This window comes from Collimonas sp. PA-H2 (assembly GCF_002564105.1).
GTDB lineage: Bacteria > Pseudomonadota > Gammaproteobacteria > Burkholderiales > Burkholderiaceae_D > Collimonas.
The window spans coordinates 4923132-4946864 of record NZ_PDBX01000001.1 but is presented as its reverse complement, the minus strand read 5'-3'; the positions used below and the strand labels follow the sequence as shown (position 1 = coordinate 4946864).

Here is a 23733-nt window from a genome sequence, read left to right as displayed (position 1 = left end):
TTTTGAATGCTTGATCAGCGCGCAGCCAGTTGGCTGTGCTGATCGTGCTGATCGTGCTGATAACCGCCGCCCAGCGCCCGCACCAGCGCGACATCGAGCGCGAACAGGCGCGAGCGCAGCGTCGACAGCTCGCGCTGGTTGGTCAGCAGGGTGTCCTGGGCATTGAGTACATCGAGGTAGGTGGCCAGGCCGCCTTCATAGCGGTTGCGGGCGATGCGGTAAGCATCCTCGGCCGCAGTGACCGCCTCTTGCGTCTTGTCGAGCCGGCCGGTCAAGGCTTTTTCGCTGACTGCCACATCGGCTACGTCCTGCAAGGCCTGCGTCACCGCACTGTCGTAATTGGCGACTGCCTCGTCATAGCTGCCGCTGGCGGAACGATACTGGCCGCGCAGGCGGCCGCCCTCAAAAATCGGCAGCGAAATCGCCGGGCTGATGCTGCCGACGTCAGAACCGGCCTTGCTCAGCATGCCCAGGCCCAGCGCCTGCAAACCCAGGTAGGCGGTCAGGTTCACATTCGGATAAAACTGCGCCTTGGCCACTTTGATCTGCTTGGCCGCGGCTTCTACCCGCAAGCGCGACGCCACCACATCCGGGCGCCGGCCCAGCAGATCCACCGGCAACTGCTGCGGTATACCAAACGGATGCGAGATGTCGATATCCGGGCGCAGCAGGCGCAAGCCGCGGTCCGGTCCGGCGCCAACCAGCGTGGCCAACTTGTTGCGTTGCAGATTGATGGATTCGGTCACGCTCAGCAAATCGGCTTCCGCCATGGCGCGCCGTGCCAGCACCTGCTTGACGCTGCCCTGGGTTTCCAGGCCGTTGATACGCCGTTGCTCGAACAGATCGTAGGTTTTGCGGCGCACCTGCAGCGCCGCCTCGGCGGTATCGCGCTGGCTCAGCAGCCGTTCGAATTCGGCATAGGCGGCGGCAATCGAGGTCGACAAGGTGATCCTGGCCTGGGCCGCATCGGCGCGCGCTGCTTCCAGCTCCGAGGTGGCGGCGGCCAGCGCCGCGCGGTTCTTACCCCAGAAATCGATTTCGTAGCTGAAATTGAGCGTGGCGCTGCCTTCGTTGTTATAGCCCTGTGGCACGAACTCTGCCGGCACGCCATTGTTGTAGCTCTGCTTCATGTAGTTGACCGAGGCATTCGCGCTGACTTGCGGCAGCAAGGCGGCGCCCTGCTGCTGCGCACTGCCCTCCGCTTTCAGCAGCCGCGCCTGCGCCGCGGTCATCGAGGGCGCGTCTTGCAAGCCTTCGCCGATCAGCGCATCCAGCTGCTTGTCGCCGTAGACGGCCCACCACTTGTCATCCGGCCAGGCGATTGCATTGCCGGCCAGCTGTTCTGAAGTTTGGTAAGCAGAGATGTCTTTCGGTTCGGCACGCGGACCGATTTCTGAGAATTGCGCACAGCCGCCGAGGGTGAACGCCAGCACGCACAGGCTGGCGATCCCGCGCAAAGCAGGCGCCAGATATGGTGAAAAATGTGGGGAAAAACGAGAGCCTTGCATGAGAAAATCCATTCATAACTGAACTGTACGGTACAGTATAGTATTGACTTTTGAACGTCGTCAAGTAAAACTAAGCGGCAACAAGCCCAAAAAGCAACGCACAGATACGGCGGTTTCGATGCCGTAAAACAGGAAAAATTGACACATGCGCAAGAAAAGCGAGGAACGACGACAGGCCATCATCGATGTCGCGGCAACAATCTTTAATGAAATAGGATTTGAACGAGCATCGATGTCGGAAATATCGGCGCGCCTGGGAGGATCGAAGGCAACCTTGTACAACTACTTTTCGTCAAAAGAAGAAATCTTTGTCGAAACCATGCGCCAGCAGATCGGCCAGCACTATGAAGCGGTATTCGAGCAGCTGGTCGAGAGCGACGATCTGCGCCTGACCCTGCAACGCCTGGGCGCCAAGTACCTGCAAGTGATCCTGATGCCGGAAGTGGTGTCGGTCAAACGCCTGGTGCTGTCCCACGCCGAACGCTGGGATATCGGCAAGATGCTGTATGAACGCGGCCCGAAGCTGGGCTGGACTCGGGTGGCCGATTTCCTGAAGAAGGCAATGGACAAGCAGCAGTTGCGCAAGGCCGACGCCTGGGTGGCGGCCCTGCAATTGCGCGGGCTGGTGGAAACCGAATGGATGGAAATGCGGATGCTGGGCGTGGTGACGGCGGCGACGCCGGAGCAGATCAAGGGGTCCACCGAGCGCGCCATAGATGCCTTCATGCGCATCTATGCGATTTAAATAGCACCGGGCTGGCTCCGGCGGTGGTTTCAATTCAACTGCAAGCGAGCATAAAAAAGCCCATCTTTCGATCGTAATGCCGTTCAGTCAAGACTGAACGGCATTTTTATTTGCGGAGCTCGTAGGGTGGGCACTCCGTGCCCACGCGGACGGGTCGGGGCGCGTAGCCGGGGCACGAATGTCAGGGACACGAATATCCACGATACTGCGTGGGCACGGAGTGCCCACCCTACGCCATGTCGTTCTGTCCTAACTGAACAACATTAGGTCTTTCGACCGGCCTTTTTATCTCTGTGCGAGCATGCGGCGCATGCGCCGCCAGCCAGACTTAAATTTCCTCGTACAGCGGCAGCGTCAGGAACTCGGCAAACGAAGCCGATGTCGACATTTCTTCAAAGATCTTGGCGGCGCGGTCGTAGGTAGCGCCATCGCCGACCAGCGCCTTGACCTTGGCCAGCTCTTCCGGAATCATCGCGACCACCATCTCTGCAGTCACCTTCTTGCCGTCTTCCAGCACACCCTTGGTCGAGCGTATCCATTGCCACACTTGCGCACGGCTGATTTCCGCGGTGGCGGCATCTTCCATCAGGTTGTGGATAGGCACGCAACCATTGCCGGCCAGCCAGGCGCCGAGGTAATGGATGCCGACATTGATGTTGTAGCGCAGGCCGGCTTCGGTGATCGGCGCTTCCGGCTTGAAATCGAGCAGATCGGCGGCGCTGACGTTGACGTCTTCACGCTGCTTGCTGATCTGGTTCGGCTTGTCGCCCAATACCTTGGTGAACTCGGTCATGGCCAGCTCGACCAGACCTGGATGGGCAACCCAGCCGCCGTCGTAGCCATCGGTAGCATCGCGCGCCTTGTCGGTGCGCACGCCGCCCATGGCGATCTCGTTCTTGGCCGGATCGTTCTTGATCGGGATCAGCGCAGCCATGCCGCCGATTGCCGGTGCATTACGCTTGTGGCAGGTCTTCAGCAGCAACAAGGCGTAGGAACGCATGAATGGCGCGGTCATGGTGACCTTGGCGCGGTCGGCCAGGCAGAAATCCTTGTCCAGCTTGAACTTCTTGATGCAAGAGAAAATGTAATCCCAGCGGCCGGCGTTCAGGCCTGAGCTGTGCTCACGCAGCTCGTACAGGATCTCATCCATCTCGAAAGCGGCCAGGATGGTTTCGATCAGCACGGTGGCCTTGATAGTGCCTTGCGGCAGGCCGAGTTCGTTTTGCGTCATCACGAAGATGTCGTTCCACAGGCGCGCTTCCAGATGCGATTCCATCTTCGGCAGGTAAAAGTAAGGACCGGCGCCGCGCGCCAGCTGTTCCTTGGCGTTGTGGAACATAAACAGGGCGAAGTCGAAGATGCCGCCGGAAATGCGCTTGCCGTCGACCAGCACGTGCTTCTCATCCAGGTGCCAGCCGCGCGGACGCACCACCAGGGTGGCGACCTTGTCGTTCAGCTTGTAGGACTTGCCGTTCTGTTCCAGGGAAATGGTTTTGCGGATGGCGTCGCGCAGGTTGATCTGGCCGGTGATCTGGTTGTCCCAGACCGGCGAGTTGGAATCCTCGAAGTCGGTCATGTAGCTGTCAGCGCCGGAGTTGAAGGCGTTGATCACCATCTTGCGCTCGACCGGGCCGGTGATTTCGACGCGGCGGCATTCCAGTGCGGCCGGGATAGTCGCGATCTTCCAGTCGCCGTTGCGGATATGTGCGGTTTCAGGCAGGAAATCCGGGCGCTCGCCGGCGTCCAGGCGCTTGGCGCGCTCGACCCGCACTGCCAGCAATTCCTGGCGGCGCACTTCGAAAGCGCGGCTCAGCTTGGCGACCAGGGCCAGCGCCTCAGGCGTCAAAATTTCTGCGTAGCCGGCTTCAATCGCGCCGTTGATTTCCATTCCTGCGGGCAGTGTCAGTTGCGTCATGCTCTACTCCTGTTTGTTCTATGAATTGATCAGTGTCTTCTACAGCATGCACCATGGTGCAGTGCTACATTCCGCTTTTTACCATGTCGGCTATGCATAAACCCGAATGGCATTATCTAATTTTTACGCTATATAGTATATTTAAACTAAATCATCATAGGTTGAACGAATTATCATTTGATCTATGCGTTTTAGTCACAAGTGAGCTTACCACAGCTCCCTTTCCACAAACCCGAGGCGGCAGCAGTAGATCAACGCAATGGATCAATTCAAGCAGATTTCTACCTTCGTCGAGGTGGCCGCCAAAGGCAGCCTGTCAGCCGCCGCGCGCGCCGAGGGGATTGCCCCGGCCATGATAGGAAGGCGGCTGGATGCATTAGAGGAACGCCTCGGTGTCAAACTTTTGCAACGCACCACGCGCAAGATCGCGCTGACCAACGAAGGCGAAGCCTTCCTCGAGGATTGCCAGCGCATCCTGTCGGACCTGGAAAACGCCGAATCGGCGGTGTCGGAGCGCAGCGCCCACGCCAGCGGCCATTTGCTGATATCGGCGCCGGCCGGCTTCGGACGCCAGCATGTGGCGCCGCTGATGCCCTCCTTCCTGACCGAACACCGCGACGTCACCCTGACCCTCAACCTCAATGACCGCGTGGTCGACCTGATCGGCGAAGGCATCGACGTCGCCATCCGCATCGCCTCCTTGTCCGACTCCTCCCTGATCGGCGCCAAGCTGGCGGACAACAAGCGTATCGTGGTGGCCTCGCCCGCCTATATCAAACGGCACGGCAAGCCGCTCACCGTGGACGACCTGCAAAAGCACAACTGCCTGGCGATCAGCAGCGAAGGCAGCCAGCGCGGCTGGAGCTTCCGCCAGAACGGCAAGATCGTCACCGTCAGGGTAGCCGGCAACATGGTCTGCAACGACGGCCAGGTGCTGCACGACTGGGCGCTGGCCGGCAAAGGATTGGCCTGGCGCTCGATGTGGGAAGTCGGCAGCGAGATCGAATCCGGCAAGCTGGTGACGGTGCTGGATGAATTCGCCGCACCGGGCAACGATATCTATGCCGTTTTCGCGCAACGACGGCATTTGCCTTTGCGGATCCGGGTATTTGTCGATTTCTTGCGGCGCGCCTATGCCCAGCCCGAATATTGGCGCCACGGCTGACTGTCCTTGCCATTTTTTTCTTTGCCGATGTACAATAGCGCCCAGTTGCACGGCATTCTGCGTGCAACACCCTCTCAAAGGGGAGTAGCTCCTGAACATTGGTACGGCGTCTTATTCGCTGCTCAATGTTCTGCAAGGTAGTCGTCATCACGGAACAGGCACAACGCCTGCGCCCGGTTACCTTGGCAGCAGCGCTGTTGAGCAAGACCTTTGTCAGCATGGATTCCATGCAGGCAATGTGTCGCGTTTACTTCCCGCCACTCCTGTTGTTATCCATGCTTGAGGTTATTTGCTAACCCTGTTGGAGACTACTTTATGGATTTTTCTGGTTTATTTTCAATGCTGGGCATGGCGGACTGGAATGTCGGCGCCTTCTTCGCCGCACTCGCCGCCATCGTCGTGATCGACCTAGTGCTGGCCGGCGACAACGCCATCGTGATCGCGATGGCGGCGCGCAGCCTGCCCGACCACCTGCGCCGCAAAGCCATCATCTGGGGTACTGCGGGTGCGGTCGTCATGCGTGTGCTGATGACTATCGGCGTGGTCTGGCTGCTCAAGATACCCGGCCTGCTGCTGGTCGGCGGACTGGCCTTGCTGTGGATCGCCTACCGCCTGCTGACGCAGTCGGATGACGGCGAAGCGCATGGCGTGAAAGCCACCACCATGGCGGCCGCATTGAAAACCATCATCATCGCCGACACCGTCATGGGCATCGACAATGTCCTGGGCGTCGCCGGCGCAGCCAAAGGCAGCATGGCGCTGGTGATCATCGGCCTGCTGATTTCCGTGCCTATCATGGTCTGGGGTTCGACCCTTGCGCTGAAGCTGATCGAACGCTTCCCGCTGACGATCTTCATCGGCGCCGCGATCCTGGTCTACACCGCGATACACATGATCGTTACAGAACCGGTCTTGCAACCGTTCTGGGACAGCCTGCCCGGCCTGAACTATGCAGCTTACGTACTGGGCTTTGTGGTGGTGCTGGGCGGCGGCTGGATGGTTTCCAAGCGGCGTGACGGCGTCAAGGTCACTGAGTAAAATCCTGGAATTGAGAAGTACGATTTGAAAATCCCGCCTGAGCGCCAGGCGGGATTTTTTTCGGTTCAGGAATCTGCCGACAGTATCCGCTGGTGGAAAGCCAGATGATCCTCGATCAAGGTCGAGATGAAGTAGTAACCGTGGTCGTACCCTGCATGACGGCGGAGCATCAGGCGCTGCCCCGCCTGCGCGCAGGCTGCTTCAAACTGTTCCGGCAGTAGTTGCTCGGCCAGGAATTTGTCCCCCAGGCCCTGGTCGATCAATATCTCTTGCGGAAACGGCCGCTGCAAACCCAGCATCAGCTGCGTCGCATCATAGTCGCGCCAGCCGGCCTGGTCCGCCCCTAGATAATTGCCGAATGCCTTTTTCCCCCACGGACATTGGCTGGGCGCAGCAATCGGCGCAAATGCCGACACTGAGCGAAACACATCCGGATTGCGCAAGGCCAGCACCAGTGCGCCATGGCCGCCCATCGAGTGGCCAAAGACGCCGATATTGCCGGCTTGCGCTGGAAACTCCTGAATCACGGTTTGCCGCAGCTCATGCAATATATAGGAGTACATCTTAAAATGCTGCGCCCACGGCGCCTGCGTCGCGTCCAGATAGAAGCCGGCGCCATTGCCGAAATCCCAGCTGTCGCCCACGCCGTCTATGCCGGTGTCGCGCGGGCTGGTGTCCGGCGCCACCAGCATGATGCCGTGCTGCGCTGCATAGCGCTGCGCCCCGGCTTTGATCATGAAAGTCTCTTCAGTACAGGTCAGCCCTGCCAGGAAAAACAGCAGCGGTACCGGCCCCAGCCTGGCCTGCGGCGGCTGGAAGACGGAAAAGCGCATAGGCAAGCCGATCTCGGCCGACTGATGGCGGTAAAAGCCCTGCATACCGCCGAAACAGGCGTGCTCGCTGATGATTTCCATCAGTAGATCACCACCGAACGAATCGACTCGCCGCTTTTCATCAGGTCGAAGCCTTCATTGATGCGCTCCAGCGGCAAACGGTGCGTGATCAGGTCGTCGATATTCAGCTTGCCATCCATATACCAGTCGACGATTTTCGGCACGTCGGTACGGCCGCGGGCGCCGCCGAAAGCCGAGCCCTTCCAGACCCGGCCGGTCACCAGCTGGAATGGCCGGGTGCTGATTTCCTGGCCGGCGGCGGCGACGCCGATCACGATCGACTGGCCCCAGCCCTTGTGGCAGCACTCCAGCGCCTGCCGCATGGTAGTCGTGTTGCCGATGCACTCGAAGCTGTAGTCGGCGCCGCCGTCGGTCAGGCCGACGATGGCGTCCACCACGTTTTCCACTTCCTTGGCGTTGATAAAATGGGTCATGCCGAACTTGCGCGCCATCGCTTCGCGCGCCGGATTGATGTCGACGCCGATGATCTTGTCGGCGCCCACCATGCGCGCCGCCTGGATCACGTTGAGGCCGATGCCGCCGAGGCCGAACACCACCACATTCGCACCCGCCTCCACCTTGGCGGTGAACAGCACCGCGCCGACGCCGGTGGTGACGCCGCAGCCGATATAGCAAACCTTATCGAACGGCGCATCTTCGCGGATCTTGGCCAAGGCGATTTCCGGTACCACGATGTAGTTGGAAAAGGTCGAGGTGCCCATGTAGTGATAGATCGGCTTGCCGTCGATGGAAAAGCGGCTGGTGGCGTCCGGCATCAGGCCGCGGCCCTGGGTCGAGCGGATCGACTGGCACAGATTGGTTTTCTGCGACAGGCAGAATTTGCACTGGCGGCATTCCGGCGTGTAGAGCGGGATCACATGATCGTTCTTTTTCAGGCTCTTGACGTCAGGACCGACATCGACCACCACGCCCGCGCCCTCATGGCCCAGGATAGATGGGAAAATGCCTTCTGGATCGGCGCCGGACAGGGTGTAGTAATCGGTGTGGCAAATCCCGGTGGCTTTGATCTCCACCAGCACTTCGCCGGCGCGCGGGCCGCCCAGTTCGACTTCCTCGATGGTCAGTGGCTGACCGGCTTTCCATGCGATAGCTGCTTTGGTTTTCATTTGATTGACCTTTGCCAGAATGTATTGGGGACTACAGGATTATTCGCTAAAAATGGCAAGCTTGCCGTTTATTCAGCGTCGCGTATCTTGCTCAAGGCGTCATCGATGCGTTCGACGCCAATCACTTTCAAGCCTTCAATCTCTTGTTTCGGCATATTCGCCTTGGGAATCATGGCGATCGAAAAGCCCAGCTTGGCGGCTTCGCGCAAACGCTCCTGGCCGCGCGGCGCCGGCCGGATCTCGCCGGCCAGGCCGACTTCGCCGAACACCACCAGCCCGCGCGGCAGCGGCCGGTTGCGCATGGAGGAATTGATCGCCAGCAGCACCGCCAGATCGGCGGCCGGTTCGGTGATCTTGACGCCGCCGACGGCGTTGATGAACACATCCTGGTCGAAGGCGGCAATGCCGGCATGCCGGTGCAGCACCGCCAGCAGCATCGCCAGGCGGTTCTGTTCCAGCCCCACCGACAAACGCCGCGCGTTCGGCACGTGCGAGGCGTCGACCAGCGCCTGGATTTCCACCAGCAAGGGGCGCGTGCCTTCCTGTGTCACCATCACGCAGGAGCCCGGCACCTGGCTGTCATGCTGCGACAGGAACAGCGCCGACGGATTCGACACACCCTTCAAGCCTTTTTCGGTCATGGCGAACACGCCAAGTTCATTGACGGCGCCGAAGCGGTTCTTGAACGCCCGCACCAGGCGGAAACTGGAATGGGTGTCGCCTTCGAAATACAGCACCGTATCGACGATATGCTCCAGCACGCGCGGCCCCGCCAGCGCACCTTCCTTGGTGACATGGCCGACCATGATGATGGTGATGCCGGACTGCTTGGCGACCCGCGTCAGCTGCGCCGCGCATTCGCGCACCTGCGCCACTGAACCGGGAGCGGAACTGAGAGCGTCGGAATACACGGTCTGGATCGAGTCGATCACCGCCACTTCCGGCTTGTGCTCGACCAGCGTGTTGAGGATTTTTTCCAGCTGGATTTCCGCCTGCAGCCGCAGGTCGCCGGCATCCACCGCCAGGCGCTTGGCGCGCAAGGCGATCTGCGCGCCCGATTCTTCGCCGCTGACGTACAGCACCTTCTTGATTTTGGAGAGGTTGGCCAGCGCCTGCAGCAGCAAGGTCGATTTGCCGATGCCCGGATCGCCGCCGATCAGCACCACGCCGCCGGCCACCAGACCGCCGCCCAGCACGCGGTCGAATTCCTCGATGCCGGTGCCGAAGCGCGGCACGTCGATCGCCTCGATATCCGCCAGGGTCATCACCGGCGCGGTCTGCGCCAAGCCCTGGTGCTGATTTGAAAAACGGTTGCCGACTGCTTCCACAATGGTTTCCACCAATGTGTTCCATTGCCCGCACGAGGGGCACTGGCCAGTCCATTTATTGGCGACGCCGCCGCATTCGGTACAGGTGTAGTTGGTTTTAGCTTTGGCCATTCGCTTCTATAGTTTCATAAGGTGCATGCATAACTGATTTGTCCGCTTATTTGCCGACGCATTTTTCGATTTTTGTGGACGCTTTTTATTGCCACGCAGTCAAGACTCCACCACTTTAACCCGCGCGGCCAATGCACACATCAATTCATAGCCTATCGTGCCGGCAGCATGGGCCACTTCATCTATAGGCAAGCCGGCGCCCCACAAGGTCACGTTGCTGCCGACCGCCGCGCCGGGCACGTTGCTCAGGTCGACCGAGAACATGTCCATCGACACCCGGCCGACAGTGACGGTGCGGACACCATCGACCAGCACCGGCGTGCCGTTGGGGGCGTGACGCGGATAACCGTCGGCGTAGCCACATGCAACTGCACCGACGATCATCGGCGCGGCGGCGACAAAACGGCTGCCATAGCCTATCGCCTCGCCTGCGCTTATGCGCTGGATGCCGATGATCTTGCTGGTCAGCGTCATCGCTGGCTTCAGGCCGAACTGCTCGGCGCTGGCGCCGCCGGGGCTGGCGCCGTACAGCATGATGCCTGGCCGCACCCAGTCCGACTTCAGTTCAGGATGCATCAGGTCCGCGGCAGAGTTGGCGATGCTGCGCTCTTCCTCGATGCCGGCCGTGCCCTGCTCGAACAGCTGCACTTGTTGCTGCAATGGCAAGCCAGGATTGAGTGGGTCGTCGGCATTGGCGAAATGCGTCATCAAGGTGATCTTGCGGACAGCGGGAATCGCCCGTAGCCGCTGATAGGCAGCACGGTAGGGCTCGGACTTGAAACCCAGCCGGTTCATGCCGCTATTCATTTTCAGGTGGACGTCGAGCGGCCCTTTCAAGGCAGCGCGCTCCAGCAGCAGGATCTGGTCCGGGGAATGCACAGCGAATTCGAGGCCGGCCTGCACCGCGGTTTCCAGATCGGCCGCATCAAAAATACCCTCAAGCAACAGAATCGGCTTTTGCCAGCCCAGTTCGCGCAAACGCAAAGCGTTTTCGGGTTCGATCAGGGCCAGTCCATCGGCTTCGGCGAAACCGCGCATGGCGCGCTCCAGGCCATGGCCGTAGGCATTGGCCTTGACCACCGCCCAGATTTTCGCCAGCGGGGCATGCGATTTGGCAATACGCAGGTTGTGACGCAACGCAGAAATATCTATCGAGGCAACGAGGGGTCTGGGCATGAATGGCAGAAATGTTGAGGATTCGTAGAGCTCTATTTTACCGGAAGCAAGTGCGACAAAGGATTGGCAATTTCCCAATAATTCGCCTGAACGTTTTGCCTTTTGCATCCGTCATAATCACGGACCGGTCATATTTTCATGGTATAAAGCAGGCCGGGGACACATTGTTACATTCTGGGATGCGGATGAATCGCGGTTTTTACACCATCATGGCAGCGCAGTTTTTTTCTTCGCTAGCCGATAACGCCCTACTTATAGCGGCCATCGCCTTACTGGCGGAAATGTCCTCGCCGGACTGGATGACACCCTTACTGAAGTTGTTTTTTGTCCTGTCTTACGTGCTGTTAGCCGCTTTTGTCGGCGCTTTTGCCGATTCTTTGCCAAAAGGCAAAGTCATGTTCATCACCAACATGATCAAGATCGCCGGCTGCCTGATGATGTTCGCCGATGTCCATCCATTGATTGCCTATGCAGTCGTCGGCTTCGGCGCGGCGGCATATTCGCCGGCCAAGTACGGTATCCTGACAGAATTATTGCCCGCAGAGAAACTAGTTGCCGCCAACGGCTGGATCGAAGGCCTGACCATGGCTTCCATCATCCTCGGCACGGTCCTCGGCGGCGCCCTGGTCAGCCCGCACGTAGTCTCGATACTGCTGCAGTGGCACATACCCATCATCAACTGGCACCTGAACACCCCTACCCACGCCGCACTGATGGTGATCGGCGCGCTGTATGTAATCGCCACCATCTTCAACCTGAAGATCCCCGACACCGGCGCCCGCTACCCGCACCAGCAACACAGGCCGAGCAAACTGATCGCCGACTTCGCCAACTGCTGCGCGATCCTGTGGAAAGACAAGCTGGGACAAATCTCGCTGGCCGTCACCACCCTGTTCTGGGGCGCCGGCGCCACCCTGCAGTTCATTGTCTTGAAATGGGCGGAAAAGTCGCTCGGCATGCCGCTCGACAAGGCCGCCATCCTGCAAGGCGTGGTGGCGTTTGGGGTAGCCATCGGCGCCGGCGCCGCGGCGCGCATGATTCCCTTGAAAAAATCGCTGACGGTGATGCCCATGGGTATCGTAATGGGCATAGTCGTGATGGCCATGACCGTGGTGCACTCGATCTGGGTGGCCTACCCGCTGCTGATCATCATCGGCGCCCTTTCAGGCTATTTCGTGGTGCCAATGAATGCGCTATTGCAACATCGCGGCCACGTGCTGATGAGCGCCGGCCATTCGATCGCGGTGCAGAATTTCAATGAGAACCTGTCCGTGCTGACCATGCTGGTGCTGTACGCCCTGATGATCAAGATCGATCTGGACGTGAATATCGTCATCCTGATGTTCGGCTCGTTTGTGGCCTGCATCATGCTGCTCATCATGCGCAAGCATGCCGCCAACCAGCGCGAGCATGATTCGCTGGCCTTGATTGGCGAAGTCAAGCATTAGCCAAATAGCTGTACGGCAAAAAAAAAGCGGGCAAGCCCGCTTTTTTAATCGTGCGGCATCGCCAGTACGATTAAAACTCCTTCTGTACAGTCAGCGATGCACCGAGGGAATTCCAAGTACCGACATAGCTGCTACGCTTGCCGGTATGGGTTCCGCTCAGGCCGGGCGTGATATTCCAGCCTTTAACCGGCGTATAGCGCAGCTGCGCGCCGCCAGCTATCGTGTTATAGCTGGAAAGCCCCTGATATCCGTCGATACGACTGGCGCGGACATACGGCACGAAGGTGATTTGCGGCGATGCCTGCCACATGAGATAAGCACCCAGTCCAGCGCTATCAGGCCCTCCTTGCACTTTTTCAAAATTCAGCGAAAAAGCTGTCTTGATTGCCGGAGTAAATATATGCAGGTAGCTTGCGTCAGCATTGACAAATCCCGACGAACCGCTGTGATGCAAGACAGAGGCCCTGAGCAGCACTTCATCGCTACCGTCAGCGCTTTTAAAAGCGCGATATTTCAGACCGAAAGTCGCATCGCTGAAGCCCTTGTCACCTTCAAAGTCGCGGGAAGCACTATTACCCGCATAGGTATAACGTAGTCCAACATGATTGCTTAGGACATAAGGAAGATCGGCAAACAATTCGATGCCATAGCCCAGTCCGATATTTCCACCAAGAATTGCCCTGCTTTCGTAATCATGCTGTTCCGCTGAATATCCTGGGGCATAACGGCTACTGTAAGAAGAATTACTGCGGCTGCCCGACAAGCTGCCGTCAACGGCAAACTGCCCCTGATCGCGAACGGTAAAACGAGAAATGATGTCCTCCGCTTGAGCGGCAGACGAAAAAAAAGCACCAAGCAGTGCTGTTGTCATTATTACCAACTTCCCCATGTGTTCCCTTATTATTGACGCAACGATTTTGACATATTAAGTTACATTCGCATTATGCCGGGAACAACATTGCCTGGAAAGAAATTCTTAACGAGGAGAACTCTTCGCCTGTCAGGCTGAACAAATAAATCGCTAACGCCGATAGCGCCGGACAGCCGCACGCGCCGCCCAGTCGGATGGCACTACGAAACCGCGATCGGTTTCCAGGCCAAATTCGCCCTCGGGACGTAAAGTGACCAATAGCACTGGCGAGGCATCGCCGGCAAAATATTCCGACAACGCCAATTGCATTTGCGCCGCGCTTCGCACATCTTCAGACGCCACCTTGGCCGGAGCCAGCCAGCGCTGGCGGGGCAAGAGATAGTATCCGGCGGTCTCATCCAGCTGCAAATCGGGCCAGGCGCTCCAATATCCACGGCAGGCATTTGCGGATACGCCGGGAACGGTAGCCGGCTGCCGCTGGTCCTGGTAAAAGAGCCAGCCTTTCATCAATACCTGCGCCGACATAACCGCTTCGCTCAGATGCGCCTGGGCTGCAGGATGCTGCGACAAAGCCAGCTGGTGCTGCAAAAGCTTCTGCATTTTCGACCCCAGCGAATCCGCCATGTCGCGGCCGATAAAATCGTCCGCCTGCAGGCTGACGCCGCTGGTTTCCAGCAAATAGAACTTGCTGGCGAACTCCCAGTGGACCAGGCCGCCATTGAGGCGCAGCAGGAAATCGAATTCGCCGACCGTATCGTTCTTGCTGGCCCGCACCTGCACGCTGTGCGCCACCAGCAGTTGCCGCCGTTCGAAATAGAACGCCAGCAGTTTTTCCGCATACAGGCCGAGGCGGGTCGACGGCAAGCTGCCTATATATCCATGCAAATCCTGGAGTTTTTGCGGCTGCTGATCCAGCTCATTGAGCCATGTCGCCAGATCCGCATCGACATAGGTGGCGATCCGGCCCTGCCATTGCGGCGCCTGCGGATCGAGCAGGTCCGGAGCATCCAGCAGCCATGCCAGCGCCCGGACGTGCGGATCGCGCAAGTGATTCCAGCGGCGGTGAAACTGTTCCTGGCAAGTGCCGCCAGGCGTCAGCGCCGCAAGCCCTGCGGCTTCATTCCGGAATGTCGGCATAGGTGCTCATGGCCAGGCACAGGTCGCTCCAGACCTTGCCCTTGTCTGCCAGCTGCCGCAGCAGGTAGGCCGGGTGATAGGTCACTATCAGAGGCCGATCGGCATAACGATGGACGCTGCCGCGCAGTTTGGAAACCGGCGTGGACGGATCCAGTCCGAGCAGGGACAAGGCAGCGGTCTTGCCCAGCGCCACCAGCACGGTGGGCTGGATCAGTTCGATCTGGCGCTGCAGATACGGCAGGCAGGCCGCAACTTCATCGGCGGCAGGCGGCCGGTCGCGGCCATTTTCATCGGTCGGACGGCATTTGACGATGTTGGCGATGTAGGCGTTTGCGCCGCGCGCCAAGCCCATCGCCAGCAGGATATTATCGAGCAGCTTGCCGGCCGGGCCGACAAACGGTTCGCCCTGGATATCCTCGTTGCGTCCCGGACCTTCGCCGATGAACAGCCATCTGGCCTTGCTGTCGCCGACGCCGAACACGGTATTCTTGCGTCCGCGGCACAATCCGCATGCAGTACATGCCGCGACGGCTTTCTGCAGCTGCGGCCAGTCCATCGCCATCGGCGACTGTAGCGAGACAGCCGGCGCCAGCGCTGGCGGTACAGAGACGACGACGTCATCGTCATTCCAGGCCGAGCGGGATGCGTCCTGCACTGGCACGGCATTCGTCGCCGGCGCAGCTGCGATGTCGACTTGCGGAGCCGGGTCGTTCATCGCAGAAACTGGAATCTCCGCAGCCATATTCTCCTGCTGCGCAACATCGATCGATTCTGGCGCATCCTCGAACAAGGCAACAACACCCTCACGCCGCAGCCAGATCGGCCCCAAGCCGATTTCATCAAGGAAAACGCTGCGCCGGGTCATTTCGCTCATAAGGGCAGCCTCATGACGATGGCTTCTTCGCGCTTGTCGTCGGCGGCCGGATAATAGTCGCGGCGGCGGCCGATCTCGGCGAAACCATAGCGCTGATAAATCTCGATCGCGCGCGTATTCGATGGCCGCACTTCAAGCAGCACCGACTGCATCTGCTGCTGATGCGCCAGGATGCATACCTTATCCAGCATCATTTTGCCGATGCCGCGCCGGTGCATGTCGCCGTGCACGCTGATATTCAGCAAATGCGCTTCGTCCAGCGCCGCCATCATGAAAAAATACCCCAGCAAGACGCCGCCGGCATCACGCAGCACCCAGCATTGGTAGCCGCTCTGGATCGAATCGACAAAATTGCCATGGGTCCATGGATGGGAATACACGCTCTTTTCGATCGCGACCACTTCATCCAGATCTTCGACACGCATCTCGGCGAATGCCAGCGGCCGCCGCAAACCTGGGGACTGTTGCACGCTGGCGTTCATGGCTGCGCCTTGGCCGCGCGCTCGGCGGTAGTGAGTGCGACTTTGTTACGTAAATACAAGGGCTGGGCTTCTACCGCATTCAAGCCTTTTCCTTGAGAAAAAGCGCTGCTGCCCAAAGCAGCGATCTGGCGCGCATTCGGCATCACGTCCGGCAAACTCGCTGCGCCAAACGGCGCCGCCGCAAACGCCTCGGCATATGCCGACAAACCGTTGCCGCAGGCCTGCAAAGCCTTTGCGCCGGGATTCAAAGGCAGCGGCAGCACGGCTGCCGGCGCCGACAAGGTCGGCTCGACAATAACTTGCCAATGAGCGTCGGCAAAGCGGTACTGCGCCCAATAGACCTCGCCCATGCGCGCATCCAGCACCGCCAGCACGTCGTCGGCGCCGTTGAGATCGCGGCAGGCCTGCGCCATGGCGGCCAGGGTCACCACCGGCAGCACCGGCAGGTCGGCGCCGAACGCCAGGCCCTGGACGATGCCGCAGGCGGTGCGCACGCCGGTGAACGAACCGGGACCGACGCCGAACGCCAGCGCGTCGCACTGCGCCAGGCTGATGCCGGCTTCAGCCAGCAAGCTTTGCACCATCGGCAGGATGGCGAGGGAATGGGTTTGAACGCCCGCCGATTCGCGGGTAATCACCTGGCCGCCGCGCAATAAGGCGGCGGAGGCCAGTTCGGTAGATGTTTCGATGGCAAGAATGGTCTGCATGGGCAGTATTTTACCGCGCCGGACGCGGCCCGGATCGCTATTCAACCAGAATCAGGCGCAGTCACGGTAAAATACCGCGTATGCGGATCCTGACTCTCGACCACCACAATCACTCACAGCTCGCCGATATCCTCAGCGAAGACGGCTGGGTGGTGGCTTGCCTGTGCGCCGCCTGGTGCGGCAGTTGCCGGGAATACTTCGCGAACTTCACGGCGCTGGCGCAACGCCATCCGCAAGTGCAGTTTGCCTGGATCGATATCGAAGACCAGGCAGAACTGGTCGGCGATCTGGATATCGATAATTTTCCTACCTTGCTGATCCAGCGTGGCGATGTCGTGACTTTCCTGGCCCCGGTGGAAATGGATTTGCGCCTGGCCGAGCGCATCCTGCTGGCGCAGATGAGCAAGAGCGTGGAAGAATTGCAGAGCGAAGCCCAGAGCAGCGAAGAGCGCCGCCTTTGGCAGCAGGAAGGCAATCTGCTGCGGCGGCTCACCAACAGCTGAAGCGCCGCCTGCTCAGGACACCAGCCAGGGATCGCAATCCGGATGCGGGAACTGCGCCATCATGAAGTCGACAAAGCTGCGCACCTTGGCCGACAGCAGCCGCCGGCTCGGGTACACCAGGCGCACCGCTACCTTATTGATCTGATGATCCGGCAACACCCGCACTACCCGGCCCGCCGCCATGTCGTCGCCCAACGTGTAGGAGCTGCGCATGGCGATGCCCATCCCTGCCAGCAGGCAATGGCGCAACAGTTCCGTGTTATTCGACATCACCTTGCTGGCAATCGGGATCACCGAGGTGCCTTCCGCAGACTGGAAAGTCCAGTGATGGCGCAAGTGTTCCAGCGAAAAATTCAGGCAGGCGTGCCGCGCCAGATCCTCCGGCGTCTGCGGCGCGCCGTGCTCGGCAATATAAGCCGGCGAAGCGCACAGCAGTACTTCAGCGATGCCAAGCTGACGCGCCACCATGCTGACGTCGAACTTCTGGTTGACCGAGAAGATCCCGACATCGAAACCTTCTTCGATCAGATCGGCGGTGCGGTCCGACAGCGTCACGTCCAGCTGGACATCCGGATACTGCTTCGAGTACAGCGGCAACAAGCGCGCCAGCTGGGTCTGGCCGAAGCCGATCTGCGAATAGATATGCAAGGTGCCGGCAGGATTGGTCGACAGCACCGAGGCGGCGGCCTCGGCCTCGTCGATTTCATCGAGGATCTGGCGCACCCGCTCCAGGTAGGCCTGGCCCGGCTCGGTCAAGGCCATGCGGCGGGTCGAACGGTGTAGCAGGCGGATTCCGAGATGATTTTCAAGATCGGCGACCAGGCGCGTGACGACCGCGTTCGACATGTCCAGCACCTGGGCGGCAGCGACAAAGCTGCCCTGCTCCACCACTTTTGCAAATACGCGCATGGATTGCAAGCGGTCCATCTGAATTTTCCTTATTGTCTGATTGCCCTGGCGATTGAGCGTCGCGGTATCAATGAAGCGTTGCCTTGACGGCCGGCGCATTCCAGCCCAGCAGGTTATAGGCATGATAGCGCCATACGCCGATGTACTCGCTGAGCGCCAGGTCGGTTACCCAGAAGTTATAGGCGACGGGAAACCAGTTGCCCTTGCCAGCAAGATAGTCAGCCCGCACAGGTTTGGCTTCAATGCCAAAGTGCGAAAAATAAAGCAGGCTGCGGCGCATATGGATGCCCGATGTCACGAGCACCACGTCGCCCGCATAGGGCTTTAGCAAAGGCGCGCTGAACTGCGCATTCTGCCAGGTATTCCTACTGCTCGTCTCCAGCATGAGATCGGCCTTGTCCACTCCCAGCTGCTCCAGGTAGGCGGCATAGACGACTGCTTCAGCAACGCCGCGCTGCTGCGCATCGCCGCCGCTGACGATCACCGCGCATTGCGTCGCGGCCTTTCTGCAAGCCGCATACAACGCCGCCGTCCTGGCCACGCGGCCATGCGCGAATGTGCCAGCCTCAACCTTGTCGCCGGCCGGTTCGGTGCCGGCGCCCAGCAAGACGATAGCATTGCGCGCGCCCCATCGCATATCTGCAACCGCAGCGGATGCCAGATAGGGTGTTTGCAGATCGCTGAGCAGATATTTCGGCAGGATGCCGACGCCGATGGCGATAAACAGCAGCAGCGCCAGCGCATACAGCAGCCGGCCGAGGCGTCGCCATTGAATCAAGGTGAGAATACTGGCAGTTGCAACAAGGAGAAAGAGGACGATGAAAGTCATGTGGAAAACATCAAATCGGCTAAAGAAAATCTTTGAATTTCAGGCATGCCTAAGACCATTCATTTGCTCAGCAAAGCCATGAAGCTGACCACCAATGCCAGTACGGCGACACCGATGCTTACCCCGCACAACAGGCCGGCACGCGCCAGTTTGGCGTCAACCGCCCGCACTTCCCGCTCCAGCATGGGCAAGGCCGCGCTCAGCTGCTCTGCCAGCGCCTTGATGTCGCCGACGTTCTGCAAAGAAGCTCCCTGCAACTCTGTCACCTGCTGCTGCAGAATCTGGATCTGGCTCTCCTCCGTATTCCCTTTGCGACGGGTAAATACCGGCACCGCCACCGAAATAATGTCGCTTACATACGGAAGTACCGCCTTTGTTACCGAAAGCCATGCTGACATCCACCAACCTCCAATTCCCTGCCTGTTCTGTACCCTGCACCGCGAATCCGAGTTGATCCGGGCTTACTGAAATATTTGCTTATCTGTCGCCGCCGTATCGCCTGGCCGCAGCAAACGTCCGGCAGCGATGGTAATGGTCTGGCGGCACAGCTCGGCAATCGAGGCATCGTGCGTCACCAGCACCAAGGTAGAGCCGCGTTCCTGGTTCAGATCGAACATCAGTTGGATCACCGCATCGCCGGTAGCAGCGTCAAGGCTGCCGGTAGGCTCGTCGGCAAACAGCAGCGGCGGCTCGGTGACGAAAGCACGCGCCAGCGCCACCCGCTGCTGTTCGCCGCCCGACAGGTATTTAGGATAATGCTGCAAACGACTGCCCAGGCCAACCCGCTCCAGCTTGGCTTGCGCCTTTTGCCGCGCATCTTTGTCGCCACGCAGTTCGAGCGGCAGCATGACGTTTTCCAGCGCGCTCAGATGGCTCAGCAACTGGAAAGACTGGAACACGAACCCAAGTTTTTCCTTGCGCAATCCGGCGCGGCCGTCTTCGTCCAGCGAAAAAATATCGCTGCCGTCAATGCGCACCGTGCCCGCGGACGGCGTATCCAGGCCAGCCAGCAAGCCCAGCAAAGTCGATTTGCCGGAACCCGAGGCGCCGACAATCGCCAGCGTGGTGCCGCCCTGGACGTTAAAATTGATATCATCAAGAATCACCAGCTCGCCGCTGGCGTCGGCGACCCGCTTGCTCAAGTGCTGGACATCGATGGCAGGCGCCCTGGCACTGACCGTTGCAGGATTAACAGAAGAGGACTGAGGCATGCAGATTATCGACTCCGGGTTGGGGAATGGTTGTCAGAAACGGATTGAACGTATGACCGGCAAGATCGCCAGCAGTTCGCGGCGGGCACTCTTGCTGCTTGGGCTGCTGGCTCTAGTATGGACGAACAATGCCTATTCTGCATCAAAATCGATCCTGGTGTTAGGCGACAGCCTTTCCGCCGAATACGGACTGGCGCGCGGCAGCGGCTGGGTGGCGTTGCTGCAGCAGCGGCTGCGGGCGGAAAAAATCGACGCCACCATCACCAATGCCAGCATCAGCGGCGAGACCACCAGCGGCGGCAAGACGCGCCTGCCGGCTTTGCTGCAGCAAAAGCCTGACATCGTCATCATCGAGCTGGGCGGCAACGATGCCTTGCGCGGCCTGCAGCTGAGCGCTACCGAAAGCAACCTGAAGGCCATGATCAGCGCAGCGCAGCAAGCAAAGTCGAGGGTGCTGCTGGTTGGCATGCGGATTCCGCCGAATTACGGCCGCGACTACACCGAAAAATTCTTTTCGCAGTATGCGACAGTGGCGAAACAAACCAAGGTGCCGCTGGTGCCCTTTCTGCTGGACGGCGTCGCCGACAAAACGGACATGTTCCAGGCGGACCGGATCCACCCGCTTGCCCAGGCGCATCCGATCATCTTGAATAACGTCTGGTCTGGATTGAAGCCGCTGCTGGCGAAATAGCATCAGGCCTGGCTCCTTGCACTGGGGGCGATCAAACGCCGGCACCAAGGCCCTCGCCAGGCCCGCATCGAGAGATTTCCAGAAAAACCCTTGCCGCTCATGGGATTAATCCTACATATTTGCAAGAGCTCTTTTCTTAGAATATGGCTTGCTGTGATCCAGCTCGATCGCAGTCCCCTTCCATTTCTTAGAGCAAACCATGAAAAGATTTCTCACATCCGCGCTTGCCGGCGGCCTGCTGGCAAGCGCAATGACATCGGCTTTCTCAAGCGAAACCGGCGTGCACTGGTCGTACGCGGGAAAAGCCGATCCGACTCACTGGGCCGACGGCGTTCCAGAAAATGCCGTCTGCCGTTCGGGCCAACGGCAATCGCCGATTGCCTTGTCCGAGGCCAGCGCCGAACGCGTAGCCAGCAAAGATTTTACGATCCACTACGAGGCCGGCCGCGTCGCCCTGTTGAATAACGGCCACACTATCCAGGCCAATGTCAGCGACGCCAACGACACCGTGGTTTTCAAAGGCGAAACGTACAAGCTGGATCAATTTCATTTCCACACGCCCAGCGAGCATACCCTGGATGGAAAATCCTATCCCATGGAACTCCACCTGGTGAACAAAAGCAGCAGCGACCAGATCACCGTGGTCGGCATCTTCATCCAGGAAGGTGAAGAAAATCCGGCGCTGGAACCGGTCTTTGCCGATCTGCCGGCAACCCAGGCAACAGCTGGACGGCAGGCACAAGTCGATATCGCAGCCTTGCTGCCGAACGATAAAAAAGCCCTGGTCTACTCCGGCTCCCTCACCACGCCGCCCTGCTCCGAATCGGTCAACTGGATCGTGCTGGAGCAGCCGATTGCCATGTCAAGGCAACAGATTACCGCATTCAAGGCGATCTTCCACGACAATCATAGGCCGCTGCAAAAATTGAATGGGCGCCAGATCAGCGAAGAATAGTTTCCACGCTTAAGTCCTGCCGTCCGCGCAGATATGCAAAAAGCCCGTGCAACTTGCGTTGCACGGGCTTTTCCTATTCCACTCGCAGCTCCTGGCTTTACTTGCTGCTGCCGTCGCCGTCAACCGGCGCTACTACTATCGGCTTGAGGATCTTGACCTTGGCTTTCTCTTTCAAGACGTCCACGTAAGCCAGCATTTCCTGCTGCGCCAGGATGCCGGTGATCTGTTCCTGTTCTGCGGTGCGGCGAGCCTGATCCTGGGCAGCCGGCTGCCCGACCTTGCCGATGCGATACAGGACGTAGCCTTGCTGCGGCAGGGTGACGCCGACATAGGCCGGCAGTTTATTGGCGTCAGCCTTCATCACTGCTTCAAACGCCAGCGGATTGACGCCCTGGTTCTTGCTGCGCGATACGGTTTGCGCGGCAGCGAAACCGCTTGCGTTGTCCAGCGCCTTCAAGGCGGCCAGCTTCTCTTCGCCGGCTTTCTTGGCCAGCGCGGCTTCTTCAGTGCGCGTCACCTTGTCGCGGATGACCGCCTGGACTTCTTCAAACGGCCGCTTGGTCACAGCCTTGTATTCGAGGACGTGGCCGGCGATAAAGGTGCTCGGGGCAATTTCGATAGCCTCGGTGTTGTGCTTGTTCTTCAGCGCCTCGTCGGCATACAGGGCAGTCAGGAATTTCTGATTATTGTACGGAGCGGTAGGCGCGGCAGCAGGATTAGGCTGGCGGCCCAGATTCGCCGCGGTCTGGATTTGCAGATGCAATTTGTCGGCAACTGCCTTCAGGCTGTCCGCTTGCTCATACACGGTATTGCTGAAGGCTTCAGCCATTTCAGTGAATTTGCGTGCCGCCAGCTGCTTCTTGATTTCACCGGCGATTTCCGTCTTGACTTCATCCAGCGGCTTGACCTTGGCTGGCTTGATGCCGGTCAATTCAATGATGTGATAGCCGAAATCGGATTGCACCAGGTCGCTGATCTCGCCTTGCTTCAGCTTGCTTGCAGCATCCTCGAAAGGCTTGACCATGCTGCCGGCGCTGAAATAGCCGAGATCGCCGCCCAGTTCAGCGGAAGCGGTATCCTGCGAATTCGCCTTGGCGACTTTCGCAAAATCGGCCGGCGTCTTGCGTACTTCCGCCAACAGACTTTCCGCCTTGGCCTTGGCTGCAGCTTGCTCTGCGGCCGGCGCGTCTTTTTTCAGCGCGACCAGGATATGGCTGGCGCGGCGTTCTTCCGCCTCGGTATAGCGGCTGACGTTCTGATCGTAATAGGATTTGATATCGGCATCGCTGACCGTGATCTGGCTTGCCACGGCGGCGCTGTCGAGCATCACGTATTCAGCCTTGATCTGCTCAGGAATCTCGAATTCCTTCGGATTCTTGCTGTAATAGTCTTGCAGCATGGCGTCCGTGACCTTGACCTGGGCAGCATAATCGGCGGCCTTGAACGACAGTTCCTGCACCTCGCGCTCCTGATCGTTGATATCAGACAAGCGGGTGGCGACGGTCTTCGGTGTGAATGCGGTCGACTGCACAGCGCCGTTCAGCTGCTGCATGGCCATATCCTGGCGCAAGCGGGCAGCGTAGGAAACCTGCGTCATGCCCTGCATTGCCAGCAGTTGATCAAATGCCTTGCTGTCGAATTTTCCGTCCGCTCCAACCAGGTTTGAAAACTGGCTAAGGATGATTTGCTGTATGGCCGGATCTGTGACTGTCAAATGCTCGCTGTTGGCAGTTGCCGCCAGCACCCGTTGCGAAATCAGGTTATCCAGCACGCCCTGCTTGGCTTCCGGAGTTTCCATCATTTTCGGATCGAAACGGTCGCCAAACGCCTGGCGCATGCGCTCCATCTGCTGGCGCAAGGCGCCATCCAGCTCTTGCTGGGTGATCGGCTGGCCGGCGACTTTCGCTACCGTGTTGGCGCCGTCGCCAAAGCTGCTGTAGCTTTGCAGACCGACTAGAGCAAAGGAAGGGATGATCAATAGCAGCAGCAAGAACTGCATCAAGCGCTGATGGGTACGGACAAATTCAAACATGGTCGGCCAATCGAGATCAAGCGGCTAATAAATAAATAAAGCTGCAACATATAGGAATACTTCATATGAGGCAACAAT

Annotated in this window: 23 protein-coding genes; 7 read left to right on the top strand and 16 right to left on the bottom strand. The window is 59.2% G+C overall.

The genetic code is table 11. From position 1 onward, the window contains the following. Nucleotides 1-14: 14 nt before the first annotated feature. The gene (locus BCF11_RS22695) at nt 15-1508 is read right to left on the bottom strand and encodes an efflux transporter outer membrane subunit (RefSeq protein ID WP_143751413.1); all 1494 of its coding nucleotides are present in this window, start codon (nt 1506-1508) and stop codon (nt 15-17) included. 145 nt (nt 1509-1653) lie between these two features. On the opposite strand from BCF11_RS22695, the gene BCF11_RS22690 reads away from it, so the two are divergent. Further along, the gene (locus tag BCF11_RS22690) at nt 1654-2253 is read left to right on the top strand and encodes a TetR/AcrR family transcriptional regulator (protein WP_098496742.1); all 600 of its coding nucleotides are present in this window, start codon (nt 1654-1656) and stop codon (nt 2251-2253) included. A gap of 328 nt (nt 2254-2581) precedes the next feature. On the opposite strand, the gene aceB is transcribed toward BCF11_RS22690, so the two are convergent. Beyond that, entirely contained in the window at nt 2582-4168 is a 1587-nt protein-coding gene (gene aceB, locus BCF11_RS22685; RefSeq protein WP_098496741.1) for a malate synthase A, read from the bottom strand. A gap of 259 nt (nt 4169-4427) precedes the next feature. Here aceB and BCF11_RS22680 point away from each other — a divergent pair, with 259 nt between their 5' ends. Both BCF11_RS22680 and BCF11_RS22675 read left to right on the top strand, forming a co-directional pair. Then, nucleotides 4428-5333, top strand: a complete 906-nt coding sequence (locus BCF11_RS22680) for a LysR family transcriptional regulator (protein WP_098496740.1) — start codon at nt 4428-4430, stop codon at nt 5331-5333. A gap of 315 nt (nt 5334-5648) precedes the next feature. Continuing rightward, nucleotides 5649-6371: a TerC family protein gene (locus BCF11_RS22675; RefSeq protein WP_369827814.1), complete on the top strand. Its 723-nt coding sequence runs from the start codon at nt 5649-5651 to the stop codon at nt 6369-6371. Nucleotides 6372-6436: 65 nt separating this feature from the next. On the opposite strand, the gene fghA is transcribed toward BCF11_RS22675, so the two are convergent. From fghA to alr, 4 genes are all read right to left on the bottom strand, one after another. Beyond that, complete coding sequence (gene fghA, locus BCF11_RS22670) at nt 6437-7288, bottom strand: S-formylglutathione hydrolase (RefSeq protein ID WP_098496738.1); 852 nt, start codon at nt 7286-7288, stop codon at nt 6437-6439. Further along, entirely contained in the window at nt 7285-8391 is a 1107-nt protein-coding gene (locus BCF11_RS22665; protein ID WP_098496737.1) for an S-(hydroxymethyl)glutathione dehydrogenase/class III alcohol dehydrogenase, read from the bottom strand. Before BCF11_RS22665 ends, fghA begins: the two co-directional genes overlap by 4 nt. A 68-nt stretch (nt 8392-8459) precedes the next feature. Then, a complete protein-coding gene (radA, locus tag BCF11_RS22660; RefSeq protein ID WP_062114656.1) occupies nt 8460-9830 on the bottom strand; it encodes a DNA repair protein RadA in 1371 nt (456 codons plus the stop codon). Nucleotides 9831-9929: 99 nt separating this feature from the next. After that, nucleotides 9930-11006 carry an alanine racemase gene (alr, locus tag BCF11_RS22655; protein WP_098496736.1) on the bottom strand — a complete coding sequence of 359 codons (1077 nt, stop codon included), beginning with the start codon at nt 11004-11006 and terminating at the stop codon, nt 9930-9932. A 185-nt stretch (nt 11007-11191) separates the two neighbouring features. Here alr and lplT point away from each other — a divergent pair, with 185 nt between their 5' ends. Further along, nucleotides 11192-12454, top strand: coding sequence for a lysophospholipid transporter LplT (gene lplT / locus BCF11_RS22650; protein ID WP_098496735.1), 1263 nt, complete (start codon nt 11192-11194; stop codon nt 12452-12454). Between the two features lie 70 nt (nt 12455-12524). Here the strand turns inward: lplT and BCF11_RS22645 are convergent, their stop codons facing one another. The 5 genes from BCF11_RS22645 to tsaB form a co-directional block, all read right to left on the bottom strand. Next, a complete protein-coding gene (locus BCF11_RS22645; RefSeq protein ID WP_143751412.1) occupies nt 12525-13325 on the bottom strand; it encodes a hypothetical protein in 801 nt (266 codons plus the stop codon). A 150-nt stretch (nt 13326-13475) separates the two neighbouring features. Then, complete coding sequence (locus BCF11_RS22640; RefSeq protein WP_098496733.1) at nt 13476-14462, bottom strand: DUF1853 family protein; 987 nt, start codon at nt 14460-14462, stop codon at nt 13476-13478. Further along, nucleotides 14443-15336, bottom strand: coding sequence for a uracil-DNA glycosylase family protein (locus tag BCF11_RS22635; RefSeq protein ID WP_098496732.1), 894 nt, complete (start codon nt 15334-15336; stop codon nt 14443-14445). Before BCF11_RS22635 ends, BCF11_RS22640 begins: the two co-directional genes overlap by 20 nt. Further along, the gene (gene rimI / locus BCF11_RS22630; protein ID WP_098496731.1) at nt 15333-15818 is read right to left on the bottom strand and encodes a ribosomal protein S18-alanine N-acetyltransferase; all 486 of its coding nucleotides are present in this window, start codon (nt 15816-15818) and stop codon (nt 15333-15335) included. The genes BCF11_RS22635 and rimI overlap by 4 nt, the downstream gene beginning before the upstream one ends. Beyond that, nucleotides 15815-16525 carry a tRNA (adenosine(37)-N6)-threonylcarbamoyltransferase complex dimerization subunit type 1 TsaB gene (gene tsaB / locus BCF11_RS22625; RefSeq protein ID WP_098496730.1) on the bottom strand — a complete coding sequence of 237 codons (711 nt, stop codon included), beginning with the start codon at nt 16523-16525 and terminating at the stop codon, nt 15815-15817. Before tsaB ends, rimI begins: the two co-directional genes overlap by 4 nt. An 80-nt stretch (nt 16526-16605) precedes the next feature. On the opposite strand from tsaB, the gene BCF11_RS22620 reads away from it, so the two are divergent. Next, nucleotides 16606-17028: a thioredoxin family protein gene (locus BCF11_RS22620; RefSeq protein ID WP_098496729.1), complete on the top strand. Its 423-nt coding sequence runs from the start codon at nt 16606-16608 to the stop codon at nt 17026-17028. Nucleotides 17029-17040: 12 nt separating this feature from the next. On the opposite strand, the gene BCF11_RS22615 is transcribed toward BCF11_RS22620, so the two are convergent. The 4 genes from BCF11_RS22615 to BCF11_RS22600 all read right to left on the bottom strand — a co-directional run bounded on the left by BCF11_RS22615 (nt 17041) and on the right by BCF11_RS22600 (nt 19977). Then, on the bottom strand, nt 17041-17955 hold the full coding sequence (locus BCF11_RS22615; protein WP_098496728.1) for a LysR family transcriptional regulator: 915 nt from the start codon (nt 17953-17955) through the stop codon (nt 17041-17043). Nucleotides 17956-18004: 49 nt separating this feature from the next. Next, nucleotides 18005-18766 (bottom strand): YdcF family protein, encoded by a 762-nt coding sequence (locus BCF11_RS22610; protein ID WP_098496727.1) that lies wholly within the window; start codon nt 18764-18766, stop codon nt 18005-18007. Between the two features lie 59 nt (nt 18767-18825). Beyond that, a complete protein-coding gene (locus BCF11_RS22605) occupies nt 18826-19164 on the bottom strand; it encodes a hypothetical protein (protein ID WP_098496726.1) in 339 nt (112 codons plus the stop codon). Between the two features lie 63 nt (nt 19165-19227). Continuing rightward, on the bottom strand, nt 19228-19977 hold the full coding sequence (locus BCF11_RS22600) for an ABC transporter ATP-binding protein (RefSeq protein ID WP_098496725.1): 750 nt from the start codon (nt 19975-19977) through the stop codon (nt 19228-19230). A 52-nt stretch (nt 19978-20029) separates the two neighbouring features. Between BCF11_RS22600 and BCF11_RS22595 the strand changes: the two genes are divergently transcribed. Continuing rightward, the gene (locus BCF11_RS22595; protein WP_233212600.1) at nt 20030-20668 is read left to right on the top strand and encodes an arylesterase; all 639 of its coding nucleotides are present in this window, start codon (nt 20030-20032) and stop codon (nt 20666-20668) included. Between the two features lie 199 nt (nt 20669-20867). Next, the gene (locus BCF11_RS22590) at nt 20868-21623 is read left to right on the top strand and encodes a carbonic anhydrase (protein WP_098496723.1); all 756 of its coding nucleotides are present in this window, start codon (nt 20868-20870) and stop codon (nt 21621-21623) included. A 97-nt stretch (nt 21624-21720) separates the two neighbouring features. Here the strand turns inward: BCF11_RS22590 and BCF11_RS22585 are convergent, their stop codons facing one another. Next, nucleotides 21721-23655 (bottom strand): SurA N-terminal domain-containing protein, encoded by a 1935-nt coding sequence (locus BCF11_RS22585; RefSeq protein ID WP_098496722.1) that lies wholly within the window; start codon nt 23653-23655, stop codon nt 21721-21723. Nucleotides 23656-23733 lie beyond the last annotated feature (78 nt).

Coding starts and splice junctions, on each gene's coding strand:
- BCF11_RS22695 (WP_143751413.1), bottom strand. CDS start 1,508: ATGCAAGGCTCTCGTTTTTCCCCACATTTTTCACCATATCTGGCGCCT.
- BCF11_RS22690 (WP_098496742.1), top strand. CDS start 1,654: ATGCGCAAGAAAAGCGAGGAACGACGACAGGCCATCATCGATGTCGCG.
- aceB (WP_098496741.1), bottom strand. CDS start 4,168: ATGACGCAACTGACACTGCCCGCAGGAATGGAAATCAACGGCGCGATT.
- BCF11_RS22680 (WP_098496740.1), top strand. CDS start 4,428: ATGGATCAATTCAAGCAGATTTCTACCTTCGTCGAGGTGGCCGCCAAA.
- BCF11_RS22675 (WP_369827814.1), top strand. CDS start 5,649: ATGGATTTTTCTGGTTTATTTTCAATGCTGGGCATGGCGGACTGGAAT.
- BCF11_RS22665 (WP_098496737.1), bottom strand. CDS start 8,391: ATGAAAACCAAAGCAGCTATCGCATGGAAAGCCGGTCAGCCACTGACC.
- radA (WP_062114656.1), bottom strand. CDS start 9,830: ATGGCCAAAGCTAAAACCAACTACACCTGTACCGAATGCGGCGGCGTC.
- alr (WP_098496736.1), bottom strand. CDS start 11,006: ATGCCCAGACCCCTCGTTGCCTCGATAGATATTTCTGCGTTGCGTCAC.
- lplT (WP_098496735.1), top strand. CDS start 11,192: ATGAATCGCGGTTTTTACACCATCATGGCAGCGCAGTTTTTTTCTTCG.
- BCF11_RS22645 (WP_143751412.1), bottom strand. CDS start 13,325: ATGACAACAGCACTGCTTGGTGCTTTTTTTTCGTCTGCCGCTCAAGCG.
- BCF11_RS22640 (WP_098496733.1), bottom strand. CDS start 14,462: ATGCCGACATTCCGGAATGAAGCCGCAGGGCTTGCGGCGCTGACGCCT.
- BCF11_RS22635 (WP_098496732.1), bottom strand. CDS start 15,336: ATGAGCGAAATGACCCGGCGCAGCGTTTTCCTTGATGAAATCGGCTTG.
- rimI (WP_098496731.1), bottom strand. CDS start 15,818: ATGAACGCCAGCGTGCAACAGTCCCCAGGTTTGCGGCGGCCGCTGGCA.
- tsaB (WP_098496730.1), bottom strand. CDS start 16,525: ATGCAGACCATTCTTGCCATCGAAACATCTACCGAACTGGCCTCCGCC.
- BCF11_RS22620 (WP_098496729.1), top strand. CDS start 16,606: ATGCGGATCCTGACTCTCGACCACCACAATCACTCACAGCTCGCCGAT.
- BCF11_RS22615 (WP_098496728.1), bottom strand. CDS start 17,955: ATGGACCGCTTGCAATCCATGCGCGTATTTGCAAAAGTGGTGGAGCAG.
- BCF11_RS22610 (WP_098496727.1), bottom strand. CDS start 18,766: ATGACTTTCATCGTCCTCTTTCTCCTTGTTGCAACTGCCAGTATTCTC.
- BCF11_RS22605 (WP_098496726.1), bottom strand. CDS start 19,164: ATGTCAGCATGGCTTTCGGTAACAAAGGCGGTACTTCCGTATGTAAGC.
- BCF11_RS22600 (WP_098496725.1), bottom strand. CDS start 19,977: ATGCCTCAGTCCTCTTCTGTTAATCCTGCAACGGTCAGTGCCAGGGCG.
- BCF11_RS22595 (WP_233212600.1), top strand. CDS start 20,030: ATGACCGGCAAGATCGCCAGCAGTTCGCGGCGGGCACTCTTGCTGCTT.
- BCF11_RS22590 (WP_098496723.1), top strand. CDS start 20,868: ATGAAAAGATTTCTCACATCCGCGCTTGCCGGCGGCCTGCTGGCAAGC.
- BCF11_RS22585 (WP_098496722.1), bottom strand. CDS start 23,655: ATGTTTGAATTTGTCCGTACCCATCAGCGCTTGATGCAGTTCTTGCTG.